General features: G+C 64.0%; 9 protein-coding genes. 2 read left to right on the forward strand and 7 right to left on the reverse strand.

Annotation, left to right across the window (positions count from 1 at the left end; genetic code table 11):
* Positions 1 to 93 precede the first annotated feature (93 nt).
* The 5 genes from pknB to DMP11_RS08610 all read right to left on the reverse strand — a co-directional run bounded on the left by pknB (position 94) and on the right by DMP11_RS08610 (position 7,684).
* A complete protein-coding gene (gene pknB, locus DMP11_RS08590) occupies positions 94 to 2,160 on the reverse strand; it encodes a Stk1 family PASTA domain-containing Ser/Thr kinase (RefSeq protein ID WP_214647077.1) in 2,067 nt (688 codons plus the stop codon).
* A 126-nt stretch (positions 2,161 to 2,286) separates the two neighbouring features.
* On the reverse strand, positions 2,287 to 5,049 hold the full coding sequence (locus DMP11_RS08595) for an FtsW/RodA/SpoVE family cell cycle protein (RefSeq protein WP_123186084.1): 2,763 nt from the start codon (positions 5,047 to 5,049) through the stop codon (positions 2,287 to 2,289).
* Positions 5,046 to 6,350 carry a Stp1/IreP family PP2C-type Ser/Thr phosphatase gene (locus DMP11_RS08600; protein ID WP_211329097.1) on the reverse strand — a complete coding sequence of 435 codons (1,305 nt, stop codon included), beginning with the start codon at positions 6,348 to 6,350 and terminating at the stop codon, positions 5,046 to 5,048. Before DMP11_RS08600 ends, DMP11_RS08595 begins: the two co-directional genes overlap by 4 nt.
* On the reverse strand, positions 6,350 to 6,763 hold the full coding sequence (locus DMP11_RS08605; RefSeq protein ID WP_123186085.1) for an FHA domain-containing protein: 414 nt from the start codon (positions 6,761 to 6,763) through the stop codon (positions 6,350 to 6,352). Before DMP11_RS08605 ends, DMP11_RS08600 begins: the two co-directional genes overlap by 1 nt.
* 54 nt (positions 6,764 to 6,817) lie before the next feature.
* A complete protein-coding gene (locus DMP11_RS08610; RefSeq protein ID WP_123186086.1) occupies positions 6,818 to 7,684 on the reverse strand; it encodes an FHA domain-containing protein in 867 nt (288 codons plus the stop codon).
* A 999-nt stretch (positions 7,685 to 8,683) separates the two neighbouring features.
* Here DMP11_RS08610 and DMP11_RS08615 point away from each other — a divergent pair.
* Both DMP11_RS08615 and DMP11_RS08620 read left to right on the forward strand, forming a co-directional pair.
* Positions 8,684 to 9,220, forward strand: coding sequence for a GNAT family N-acetyltransferase (locus tag DMP11_RS08615; RefSeq protein ID WP_123186087.1), 537 nt, complete (start codon positions 8,684 to 8,686; stop codon positions 9,218 to 9,220).
* A gap of 399 nt (positions 9,221 to 9,619) precedes the next feature.
* Positions 9,620 to 11,272 (forward strand): ABC1 kinase family protein, encoded by a 1,653-nt coding sequence (locus tag DMP11_RS08620; RefSeq protein ID WP_123186088.1) that lies wholly within the window; start codon positions 9,620 to 9,622, stop codon positions 11,270 to 11,272.
* A 209-nt stretch (positions 11,273 to 11,481) separates the two neighbouring features.
* Here the strand turns inward: DMP11_RS08620 and DMP11_RS08625 are convergent, their stop codons facing one another.
* The gene (locus DMP11_RS08625) at positions 11,482 to 12,198 is read right to left on the reverse strand and encodes an ECF transporter S component (protein WP_123186089.1); all 717 of its coding nucleotides are present in this window, start codon (positions 12,196 to 12,198) and stop codon (positions 11,482 to 11,484) included.
* Positions 12,177 to 13,058 (reverse strand): energy-coupling factor transporter transmembrane component T, encoded by an 882-nt coding sequence (locus tag DMP11_RS08630; protein WP_123186090.1) that lies wholly within the window; start codon positions 13,056 to 13,058, stop codon positions 12,177 to 12,179. The genes DMP11_RS08625 and DMP11_RS08630 overlap by 22 nt, the downstream gene beginning before the upstream one ends.

The raw sequence follows: 13,058 nt of genomic DNA on the forward strand, positions 1-13,058 counted from the left end.
CCCTGCCACCCCCCTTCTGCCTCCCCACCCACAAAAAAGCCCGCTCGCGAGGGGCGAGCGGGCTTTGTCGGGCAGAGCATTCAGAAGCGGCGCCTATTCCGATTGAGGATCTTGGCCTCCATCGCCTTCGCCACCTTCGCCGTCGTTGCCATTGCCGTTACCGTTGCCATTGTTGTCGCCAGAGGGGTCGGGCTGCTGGGCCGGACCGCTGCTGATGGTGAGGTTCACCGTCTTGCCCGGTTCGAGCGCGGTGCCCGCATCGGGGTACTGGCGAATGACCGACCCACCGGGCACGGTATCACTGTTCTCGTACGTTACCGAATACTTGAACTCGGCGTTCTCTAGCGCCACAGCGGCGTCGCCCTCGGAGTAGCCCTTAACATCGGGCACGTTCTTGGTTTCGGGTTTGTCGGGGCCAGTGGAGATGGTGATGGTGACAGTGGAGCCCTTTTTCACCTTTTCGCCGTCGGTGGGGGACTGGATCATCACGCAGCCCTCATCGGTGTTGGTGGAAGAGGCGGTTTGAGTTTTCACTTGGAAACCCAGCTTCTCCAGCTTGCTAGTGGCGGTGGCTTCGTCGTCGTCAATCACGTTGGGCACAGTAACGCTGTCGGGGCCCGAAGAAACGATGTAGGTGACGGTGTCGCCCTTCTTGATGGGGGTGCCCGCCTCGGGGGACTGCACGCAAATCATGCCTTCGGCGATGTCGTCGGAGGCTTTCTCGCCGTTGGCCTGCAGCACGAAGCCGTACTGGGCGGCCAGGTTCTGGGCCTGGTCGGGTGTCATGTCGGTGATGGTGGGCAGCTCGAAGGTTTCGGTGGCTTGGGTTACCGTAAGGTTCACGCGGCTGCCTTCGGGCGCTTGCTTGCCTCCCTCGGGATCTTGGCCGGTTACGGTGTTGGGCTCCTGGGTGTCGTCGGTCACGCGATTCACGTTGCCCACCTCGAGGCCGGCGTCTTCCAGCGCTTTGGTGGCCGCGGCCAGCGATTGGCCGGTCACATCGGGAACATCCACTTGCTTGGCGCTGCCGTTGGAAACGATGAACACAATGACACCGATAACCACCAGCGCTGCCACGATGGCTAGTGCGATGATGGGGCCTTTTTTGGGGCCTTCAGAGCTGTCGGCGCGATAGCTGTTGCGATTGCGACCGGCATCCACCGGCTTCATGGTTTGGGTGCCGGGGTTTCCGGCAGCGCCCTCTACGGCGGGCATCACCTGGGTGCCGTTTTCCGGCATGCGGTTCATGAGGTTGGTGGCGGCAGCGCCTCCCAGCATGGCGGTGGCAGCGGCCCCCATGCCGGCTACGGCAGCCAGGTTCACGGGGCGGCCGGCCAAATAGTCGTTCAGCGCCAGGCGCATATCGTTGGCGGTGGCGAAGCGCTCGGCGGGGTTCTTCGCCAGGGCGCACATGATGATGCTCTCCAGGCCAGGATCGATTTTGGGGTTGATGTCCCGCGGCGGCACCGGCATGTCTTTCACCTGCATCAGTGCCACGGAAACGGCATCGGGCCCGTCGAAGGGCAGCTTGCCGGTGGCGGCTTCGTATAGCACGATGCCCAGCGAGTAGATGTCGCTGGCGGAGGTGAGCTCTTTGCCTTGGGCCTGCTCGGGGGAGATGTAGTGGGCGGTGCCCAGCACCGAGGAGGTTTTCTGTTCCACGGAGTTCTTGGCGCGGGCGATGCCGAAGTCCATCACCTTCACGTTGCCGTCCGGCTGCACCATAATATTTTGCGGCTTGATGTCGCGGTGGATGATGTCCTGGTTGTGGGCAACAGTGAGCGCCTGGCACACCTGGGCACCGATTTCTGCAACCTTGCGCTGGTTGATGGCGCCGCGCTGTTGAATAGCGGTTTTAAGGTCGGATCCGCGCACGAACTCCATCACGATGAAGTAGGTTTGGCCGTCCTGGCCCCAGTCGTACACGTTCACAATGTAGGGGCTCTGCAGGTTGGCAGCCGAAGCCGCCTCCTGGCGGAAGCGACGGGTGAAGTCGACGTCGGCAGCGTATTGGGGCAGCATCACCTTAACGGCCACCACGCGCCCCAGCACGTTATCAACGGCCCGGTATACCTCGGCCATACCTCCGATGCCGATGCGATCTTTGATCTCGTACCGGCCGCTAAAGGTTCTTCCAGTCATAATGTCCTGCGCGGTCACTTTAGCTCCTTTGCCACATAGCTAGTTCGTTTTGCTGCTGCATTTTCAATGTAGACAAGTATCCGAATTGTACTAGATGCCTGTCGGTTTTTGTCCAGTTCCTCATCAACATGTAACCCCAACGCCCTACAGAAGCCCGTAAAGGGCCAGCGAGGTTTCCAGAACGTCCTTCGCCTTGTAGGCGGCGATGGAGTTTTCGCCCTTCTCGATGACGATGGCCACCACCACTTGCGGGTTGTCGGCCGGTGCCATCCCCACGAACCACATGTTGGTGGTGCCGTCACCGTTTTCCGCCGTGCCGGTTTTGCCCGCCACTTCAACGCCGTTGATGGCCGCTGGGTAGCCGGTGCCGTTGGTTACCACGCCCAGCATGGCGTCGCGCACCTGCTGCGCCGTTTGGGCGGAAGTGGCCTGTTTGAACACCGTGGGGGTGGGGGAGAAGCTGCGCTCGCCGTTGGCGTTGTAAATGCCGTCCACCAGATACGGGGTCATGATGGTGCCGTTGTTGGCGATGGCACATCCGGTCAAGGCCATTTCCAGCACGGTCGCCTGGGGCCCGGCGGGGCTTTCGTGCTCGCCCACCGGCTCGCCGCAGGCGGCCCAGGCGGTTTCCCAGGTGGTCATTTCGGAAGGCACCGGCATCAGCGATTTCGCCAGCGGCAAGGTGAAGTTGGGGTTGCCGTTGAAGCCGAAGCTTTCGGCGGCGGTTACTAGCCGCTCGGCCCCCAACTGCTCGCCCACCTGGCCAAACACCGTGTTGGAGGATACCTCCAACGCCCGGGCCAACGTGATGTTGCCGTAGGCGATGTCGCGGGCATTGGTTACGTCAGCGTTGCCGATGTCGATGGAGGCGGGGCTGTCGTAGGTGCTGTCCAGGGTGGCCACGCCGTCTTCCAGCGCGGCGGTGAGCGAAACTATCTTGAAGGTGGAGCCGGGGGCGTACAGCGCCTGGGTTGCGCGGTTGAACAGGGCCGACGAATCGGAGCTGTTGGTGGCCGCATCGGAGAGCAACCTCTCGAAGTCGGCGGCGTCGTAGGTGGGGGCGCTGGCAAGCCCCAGCATCGCACCGGTTTTCGGGTCTATCACCACACAGGCGCCCACGTTGCCTTCCAGGGCGTCTTGGGCCGCTTGCTGGATTTTCGAGTTGATGGTGAGGGTTACGTCGTTGCCGGGGTTGCCCACGCCCGCCAGCATGTTCAGGGCGTCGCTCCAGGTGGCGAAGTCTTGGTTGCCCTGCAGGGTTTCGTTGTAGGCAGCCTCGATGCCGGCGGTGCCGTACTGCTGCGATGCGTAGCCTACGATGTGGGATGCCAGCGTGCCAGCCGGGTACACCCGCTGGAAGTGGCCGTTCTCCTCGATGGATTGTGCCAGCACCACGCCGTCGTAGGTGGAAATGGTGCCCCGTTCCGCTTCCGCTTGCTTGGCCAGGGTATGGCCGTTGCCGGGCATCTGCTGAATGTTGTCGGCGTTGATTACCATCCACCAAGTGAGGTTGGCCACCAGTGCCACGAAGAGAAGCGACAGGAAAATCATGGTGGCAGTGAGCCGCTTGCCCAGCGCCACGCGTCCCAGTACGCTGTTGGAGGAAATGCTGCCGGTGGTTTGCATCAGCTCCTGCGTACTGCCGGGGCCCTCGTCGCCGCAGCGCAGCAGGATGCCCACGATGATGAAGCTGGAGAGCAGCGAAGAGCCGCCTTGGGCGATGAAGGGCAAGGTGATGCCGGTGAGGGGGATGAGGTCGGTGATGCCGCCCACGATGATGAAGGCCTGCAGCACGATGACCGAGGTGAGGCCTACGGCGATCAGCGAGCTGACGTCGCTTTTCGCCCGCGCCGCCACCACCATGCCGCGGATGGCGAATGACAGGTACAAAAGCAGGATGCCGGCGGCCCCCAAAAGCCCCGATTCCTCGGCGATGACGGCGAAGATGGCGTCGTTGTAGGCGTAGGGGATGGGGATGTCGGCCCCCAGCCCGCGGCCGATACCGGTGCCGAACATGCCGCCGTCGGCGATGGAGAACAGGCACTGAGCCAGCTGGTAGCTAGTGTTCTGGGCATCGGCGAAGGGGTCCATCCAAATGCTCACGCGCAGCTGCACGTGGGAGAACAGCCCGTACAGGGCAACGGCGGCCACGGCAGCCATCAAAAGCCCGGTAACCACGTACAGCTTCTTGCCGGTGGCGCAGTACAGCATCACCAAAAATACCGCGAACAGCACCAGCGCCAGCCCCAGGTCTTTCTCCAGCACTACCACCATGAAGGCCAAAAGCCACATGACCACCATGGGCATCAGGGTGCGCAGATCGGGTAGCCAGAAGGGGCCCACCCGCCAGGTGAACACCGACAGCAGCTCGCGGTTTAGGGCCAGGTAGCCTGCCAAAAACAGCACGATGCAGATTTTCGCCAGCTCGCCCGGCTGGAAGGAGAAGCTGCCCACCCGCAGCCACAGGCGGCTGCCGTTGATTTCGGTGCCGACAACCGGCAGCATGGGGGAGAGCAGCAGCAAGATGCCCAGCAGCACCAGTACATATTTATATTGGGCCAGCCGGTCGATGTTTTTCAGGAACACTAGCACCAGCACCATGCAGGCAATGCCGGCGTACAGCCACATCAACTGACGCACCGCCATGTCGGGCACGATGCGGGTTACAAATGCGATGCCGATGGTGGAAAGCGCGAAGGTGATGGGCAGGATGGCCGGGTCGGCCGCCGGAGCGAAGATGCGCACGGCGATGTGGGCCACCAGGAATGCCCCGAAAATACCCAGGGGCACTGCGAGGTTTTCCACCGTCACCACCATGCCGTCGTGAATGAGCAGCATGGCGAACAGCACAATTACCAGGGGCGCTGCGATAACCAGCAGCAGTAGTTCAAGGTTGCGGCGGGTCACTGGGCATCGCCGCCTTCAGCGGGGGCGGGGCCGGCAGATGCGCCGCTGTTGGAAGAAGTGCCGTCGTCAGCGGTGTCTGCGGGTGCGGCGCCCTCGTTTTGGCTTGCGCCTGCGCTGGCTCCGCCGTTCTCGTTTTCGTCGCCTTCGCCGCCACTGGCTTTGTCGCCCTGGGCCTTTGCCGCCTTCGCCGCTTCGGCCGCGCTTTGCTGGTCGACCTGCTGCTGTTGCTGGGCGGCAATCTCGTCTCGGTACGACTGCACCAGCGCTTCGGCCGCCTCCACGCCGTCGGCTTTAATGCCGTCGGTGCGCAGACGGTTGGCCACCCCTGGCTGCAGATCGCCTACGTTCACGTCGGTCAAGTCGTACAGATGGGAGGCGGAAATGCCGAACATTTCCCCCTGGAGCCCCTGGTAGATGGCCACGCGGCCGTCTTGCTCCACCAGGTAGGCGGAATGGTTGTTCGCAAACGAGAAGCCGTACACCGCTGCGGCGATGATGGCCGCCAGCAGCGCCAGGATGAAGATGGCGGTGATGCGGGTGCGGCGGGTGAGCTTGCGGCGGCGCACTTCGGTGAAGCCGGTGACATCGGCCACGATCACGGTCACGTTGTCGTAGCCGCCGGCGGCGATGGCGGCGTTCACCAGCTGCCGCGCGCACAGTTGCGGGTCGGGGGTGCGGGCCAGAAGCTGGGCAATTTCCTCGTCGGAAAGCATGGTGGTAAGGCCGTCCGAACAGATGAGCAGCCGGTCGCCCGGGTTCACGTCCAGCTCGAACAAGTCCGGCAGCATGCGAGGGTCGCTGCCCAGGGCGCGGGTGATCACTGAGCGCTGCGGGTGCACCTTCGCTTCTTCTTTGGTGATATGGCCCGCCTCGATGAGGTCGGCCATCAGGGAATGGTCGCGGGTGAGCTGCTGCAACCGCCCCTTCGACAGCAGGTAAGCGCGGGAATCGCCCACCTGGGCCAGCACCAACCGCTCGCCCTCCAGAATTGCGGCGGTGCAGGTGGTGCCCATGCCCTCGCGGCCGCGGCCCTCTTTGGCGGCCCGGATGATGGCCAGGTTCGCCTCTTCCACGGCGCGCCCCAGCTCTTCCACGTCGGCATGGGCCGGTGCGCGGTTCTCAATTACGCGCACGGCTATTTCGCTGGCCACCTCGCCGGCCGCATGGCCGCCCATGCCGTCGCACACCACGTACAGCGGGGGCGCCACCACCAGCGAATCCTCGTTGTGGTCGCGCACGCAGCCCACGTCGGTGCGGCTGCCAAACGTAGTGGCGGCAATTTTGCGTTTCAGGGAAGCCATTATTGGTACCTCACGCGGATGGCCACGTCGCCCACGGTAACCACGTCGCGATCGTGCAGCACGGTGGGTCCTTCGATGCGCTGGCCGTTAACATAGGTGCCGTTTTTCGACCCCAGGTCTTCCACGAACAGGTTTTGGCCCATCAGCTGGAACTTCGCATGGCGCCCGGACACGTAGCCGGCACCGATTACGATGTCGGCCCCGGGAGTGCGGCCCACAATCACCTCGCCGCGCACGTTGATGGAAAGGCCGCGCAGCTCTTTGGGGCCGCGCTCCACCGAAAGCGTCCAGGTGCGCTCTTTCTTCCGCTGCCCCTTCACCAGACCAATGCCGGTGCGCATGATGGCGAACAGGAACAGGTACAGCAGCGCCACGAACAGAAGTCGGGCAATTAGCAGAACTACATCGATCACCGGTTGGTCTCCCTTGTCTTGGTTAAGTGCTGCATGTGGGCGGGTGAGGCGGGGTTAAATCAGTTGGAACTCTATGTCGGTAATGCCTAAGGTTATGCGGTCGGCGTCGTTGAGAGCGGTGGATTTTATCTTGCGCCCGTTCACGAAGGTGCCGTTCATGGAACCCAGGTCGGTGAGGGTCCAGTGGTTGTTGCCCATGTTGCGGATTTCGGCGTGGTGGCGCGAGATGTTGATGTCTTGCAAAACGATGTCGTTGTTGTTCTCGCGGCCGATGGTCATGCTATCGGAATCCAGCAGGAAGGCCTGGTCGTGGGTGATGTCGTAGAGATAGGGGGTCAGCTGGCCCAGGTTGGACTGGGGGCCGGTGCCCATCTGGAAGTTCTCGGTGGCGTCAGGGGCGCCTTCGTAGGCCGGTTGTTGGCCGTAGGGGTTGGCGCCAGTGGGGCGCACGGGCACGTAACCGGGGGCCGGTGCGGGCGCGGGGGCCGGGGCGGGGGCGCCCGCCAGGCCATAGCGCTCCATCTCCTCTTGGCGCAGCTTCGCCACCAGGGGTGCGGCCACCATTTCCGACTGAATGGTGAACTTGCCGTGCTTCAGCTCGTCATCCACCATAAAGCGCACCAGCGGCTGGCCGTCCATGATCAACCCGTGCTCGGCGGCTTTGGCGGAGAGGTAGGTTTCGGTTTCGCCCGCCAGCGTGGGGTAGTAGCCGAACAGGCGGGCGTCGTCATCGGCGTTCACGAACACCGTGTACAGCGTGGGGGCGTACTCCTTGCCGGCGCCCACCATGCGCTCGCGGCGCATCTGCTTCTCGGCCCGCTTCGCAATTTGAACGGGGGAGAGGGGCGTGCCCCCCATTTTGTTGGCGGCGCCTTCCACCGTGTCTTCCATTTTTCCTTCGAATTTCGAAAGAAGGCCCATGAGTTCTCCTTGCGCTGCTGTTTCCGTACACGAGCCGCCTGCGCTCAGCCTGAAACGGGGCTGGGCCCACGGCGGGCATTATTTTCCTATTGTCATGTTCCCATAATAAATGACCTGCGGCCCGTGCGCTGCGGTTTCCTTTACTCAATTGGCATTTCTTACGATTATTTAAGGTTGATGGCTGCCGCGGCCCGCGCGTTGCCCCTGGCCCACGGCCCCGCGCTAGGGCCCCTGGCCCGCAGCCTCGCGCTAGGATCTTTTGCCCCGTCCGCGCGAATGTCTCCCCACGGCCCCCCGCCCCGTCCGTCGCCCCTGCCTCCTGGCCCTGCCCCTTTCCCCCTTTTCGACCATTGCCCGGATTAGGGCGCTAGTCCGGGCAACCATCTCGTTCGCAGTCCTTCGACCATCTCCGTGGCCGGACTAGGCGCTTAATCCTGCCATGGGTCTGAACTGGGAAAACGGATAAAAATGACAGAAAATACCAGGTCAGAGCCTTGAGAGGTGCTGGCTGGATTTGGGCGCTAATCCGGCCAAAGCTTTGCTTACGAGGTTTTTGAGCGGTCCCGTGGCCGGAGTAGGCGTCTAGTCCGGCCAGGGCCCTTTGGCCGGGATCGTCCGGCCGTTACCCCGCGGCTTGGTTTGCGCCTCCGCAGCCCGACTGCGCCCCGCGGCGCTCCGCATCCTAGCTGTGCCTTGTGGCGCCCCCGCGTCCTGGGTGCCCTCGCGGCCGCATCGCGTGTCGCGTGCGTGTCGCGCCTTGCCCCTGCGTCCGCGCTGCCCCCGCAGCACCTCCTGCACCCGTGTTGCGCCACGTCTTTGCACCCTGCGCTTGCGGGGCCTTCGGGGTGGAGTATCTGCGATGCGGGAAAAATGTCCCCCAGAGCGGGGGCAAGTCTGGTTTAATGATTTCCTCACATTTTGCTTAGGAGATTATTGCAAGAGACGCCTGGCAGGTTTGCCCCGGTTTGTGTTCGCCGCGTTCCCGAGGAGGTTGCGCCCATGGAGTTTCGCCCCACTGCTCCCGCTGAAATTGACCGCGTGATGGAAATTTTGGCCGACGGCCGGGATGCGCTGGCAGCGCTGGGCATCGACCAGTGGCAGCAGGGGTATCCGCACCGCGAAGCCATTGAGGCGGACGTGGAATGGGGCGAGTCCTATGTGGCCGAGGTGGACGGCCAGCTTCTGGCCACCTGCATGGTGAGCGTGCGCGGCGATCGCAATTACGATGCCATCGACGGCGCGTGGCTTACCGACTCCACTTCGGAAGAGCCCCGCTATGCCGCAATCCACCGGGTGGCGGTGGCGGCGGATGCCAAAGGGCGCGGTCTGGCGAAGTTTCTCATGGCGTCGGCCGAGCAGCTGGCGCGGCAGCATGATTGCGAAAGCGTGCGGGTTGACACCCATCCGGGCAACGCGCCCATGCGCTCGCTGGCTTTGAGCTGCGGTTTTACCGAATGCGGCATCATCTTTGTGCACGAGGCCGGCAACGTTCCCAACGCCACTCCCCAGCGCGTGGCCTTCGAAAAGCTGCTGTAGCCACCAGGGGCAGGGGGCGAAAGGCTGGCCTCCCTTCGCCTTCGCTTAACTTGCGGGTGGGCAGGCTGGACGGAACTGCGCTCGACGCACCGGCGCTGCCCAGCCTGTAGCCTCGGCATCGCCTTTGGCTTTTCCCTGCCTCGCTCCGCCCCGGTCAGCCGGCCCGGCCAGGGTATTTCGCGGACTGGTCTAGAGGGCATCTATGGCTGCTTGCAAATGAGTCATTAGGGACGTCCCTTTGTCTCCTTTGTCTCATTGGCTCATTCTGGGAGGTTTTGCGGGCTGGGCGGAGGGGTATCAAGTCGTTGTCATCGGGGGCGCGGTTGGGGGCGTGGCCTGGGCTTGCTGGTAGCATGAAATCCCCGAACGAGCATCGGGTGCGAGAGGAGAGGGCTGGCCATGGCAACGTTTCGCGAATTCCTGCGCTATAAGGAGCTGTCCGCGAAGGACAAAACCTTCTCGCCTCGCATGAAGGAAATCATGCGCATCATGCGCCAGTACCACGTGGCCCAGGGCATGACGCCGCAGAAGGCGGTGGCGGTGCTGGAGGCGCTGGGGCCCACCTACGTGAAGATCGGCCAGCTGGCGTCGAACCGCTCGGACATCCTGCCCAAGGACTACTGCGAGGCCCTTGAAAAACTGCACGATAACGTGTCGCCCATGGGCTTCGATGAGGTGCTGGCCTGCATCGACAAGAGCTATGGCCACTCGTATCGCGAGGTGTTCGCCGAAATCGACCCGGTGCCGCTGGGGGCCGCCTCCATCGCGCAGGTGCATAAGGCGAAGCTGCTGGACGGCACGGTGGTGGCGGTGAAGGTGCGGCGCCCGGGCGTGGTGGAGCAGATGGCCGACGACATTGCCATGATGAAGCGGCTGCTGGCCCTTGGCGACTTCGCCACCACGGCCCACAAAGACATCATCTTGAACCTCGGCGGCTTTGTGGACGAGCTGGAGCGCACCACCGCCGACGAAGTGGACTTCACCATCGAACTGAACAACCTGCTGCGCTTCCGCAAAGAGCTGAAAACCCAACCGGGCGTCACCTGCCCGGTGCCTTACCCGCAGTTCTCTACCGACGCGGTGCTGGTGGAAGAGTACGTTACCGGCACCGAGATAAGCGACGTGGCCGCGCTGAAGCAGCAAGGGGTGGACGTGAAGGCGCTGTCGAAGCAGCTCATCCAAAGCTACGTGACCCAGGTGCTGGACAACGGGTTCTTCCACGCCGACCCCCACTCCGGCAACCTGATTGTGCGCGGCAAGCAGCTGGTGTGGATCGATCTTGGCATGGTGGGCACGCTTTCGGGTTCGGAACGCATGCTGGTGAACCGCATGTTCCGGTCGGTGGCGTTCAACAACGCCTACGAGCTGATGGAGGCGGTGCTGGGGCTGTGCAGCGCCAACGGGCCGGTGGACGAGGGGCTGCTGCTGGCGAAGATGGACCACCTGCTGGCGGAATACGGCCAGGCGGACATGGCCAACATCAATATCGGCGAAGCGTTCCAGGAAGTGATCGAGGTGCTGCGGCGCCAGAGCCTCATCATGTCGCCCAGCGTTACCATGCTGGCCCGCGGCTTCGTGACGCTTGAGGGGCTGCTGACGGAAATCGCGCCGGATACCAGCGTGATCGACGTGGTGTCGCAGCATGTGATGAAGCAGCTGTTCGACCCGCGTTACGTGGGGGAGAAGGCCACCACGTTCATGTACAACAGCGCCGAGGCGGTGGGGTCGGCGGCGCGGCTGCCCACGCAGCTGTCCCACGCGCTGGCCATGCTCACCCGCGGCCAGGTGTCGGTGAAGGGAAACCTCACGGTGCCGGAAGACGCCCTGGCCACCGTGTACGTGGCGGCGGGGCGACTGTCGCTGGCGGTGATGGCGGCGGGGCTGTTTCTGGGGTCGGCCATTCTGTGCACCACCGACATGGCGCCGAAGCTTTTAGGGGTGCCGTTTTTGGGAGTGCTGGGGTTTGTGGGGGCGTTCGTGCTCAGCCTGTATGTGCTGTGGAAAACCCTGCGCACCCGTCATCGCTACGTGAATGGCCAATCGCTGGAATAAAGAACGCCCCGAAACCGTCGCGGCATCGGGGCGCGGGAAGTCGGGGCTGGAGGGCGCCCCGGCCTAAAGTGGGCTTTCGGCGGCTAGATGGCCAGGGTGGCCACGACGGCCATCACCACCAGGGGCCCGGAACAGGGGACGTAGCCTTGTTCCGCTTGCATCTGCTTGCATCTGCTGCTGCGGGGCGTCGCGCGGCCCAAGGTGCCCTATTACTGCAAAACGCCGTATTTGGAGCGCAGGCGGGCCAGTTTGCCCAGCAGGGGATTGGCCAGCAGGAAGAGCGCGATGGCCACCGAGGCGCCGTGGATGCAGTTCACGGGGAAACCGGCCAGGTACACCGCCAGCGCCGCTTCCGGGGTTGGCAGGGCGGCGAAGTAGAACAGCGAACTGGTATCCAAAAGAGGGCCCGCCACCAGCACGATGAAAGCACCGCCCCCCAGCCCTAGCGCGGCAAGGCGCCCTGGGGCTAAGTGCGTGCGACTCCCGAAGACGCCCCGCTCTGCCAGCAGCCCGAACGCGTAGCCGCATAGTCCGAAGGCCAGCATTTGCCAGGGGGTCCAGGGGCCTTGGCCGAAGATGAGGTTGCTGGCGGCCACGGTAAGGGCTCCCACCAGAAAGCCGGATGTGCGCCCAAAGGCCACGGCGGCAATGATGATGATGGCGGCCATGGGCTTGAAGTGGGGCACCCAGATGAACAGCGCTCGCGCCGCCACCCCCAGCGCGCACAGCACTGCGAGCACCGCTAGTTGGCGCGCTTGGGGCCGTTGGCGCTCGAACGAGGCGAAAAACGGCAGCATGGCGAAGGCGATCACCAGCACGCTGGTGGCCACATAGGCGCGGCCCCCCATAAGGGCGCCGGCCACCACGCTCAAGGCGGCCCCCAAAAGCGAGATGCCCCATGCGGCTACCGGGAGATGATGCGCCATTGCAGGGCCTCCCTTCCGTTTACCAGGGCCGGCATCAGGGAGAACAAGCCCCAGGCCAGAAGCCCAACCGTTTGCACGGGCGAAAGCGGGGCGAAGGCGAATGCGGGCAAGAACCGCGTCTCTCCGACCGTTGCGGCAGCTGCCCCGGCGGCCACCAGCAGCACCGTAAGAAGCGCGGCCAGGGCAATGTCGCGGCCGGTGAAGGGGTAGGTGGCGAAAGGGGTGCGCGGCCCGCTGCCAAAACCGCGGCTGCGCATGGAGTCGGCGGTGACGATGGCGCCCTCCAGTCCCCAGGTGGTGAGGGCGGAAAGCTCGGCGGCGCCGCTGCGGATGCGCGCGGTGGCGGGGCCCTCCCAAGCAGACAGCCCCACGCAGCGGCGGGCTGCGGAAATCTGCCGGGCTTTGCGCTGGTACAGGGGCACCAACCGCAGCACCATGGTGAGCATCAGCGTAAGCGACGGTGCCAGTCTCCCAAACAGGAAAGTCAGTTTTTCGCTCGTGACTACGCGGTTGAAGCAGCCGAACCACAGCAGGGCCGTGACCAGCATGGCGGCGGTGGAGGCGCCCATGGCCAGCCCCTGCAGCGTGTAGGGGCGTTGGCCCAGATAGGTGAACAGCACCGTTTGCCCTTGGGGGATGAATAGGGGGTTTGCCAGGGTAAGCAGGCAGAAGGCCGCGGCCAGCGCCGCCAAGGAGCGCAGGCCCGAGCGGCCAGTGAAGCTGAGATAGCTTATGATGGCGCCCGCCAGACCCACCACCTGGAACGCCGGGTGGGCCACCAGCACTGTGAGCAGCAGGGCGGCGGCGAAAAAGGCGAAGGCAACGGCGGGGTGCAGCCGCTGGAAGGGTTTGGGCGCCAT

Origin of the sequence: Parvibacter caecicola (genome assembly GCF_003725335.1) — a bacterium.
Classification (GTDB): Bacteria; Actinomycetota; Coriobacteriia; order Coriobacteriales; family Eggerthellaceae; genus Parvibacter; species Parvibacter caecicola.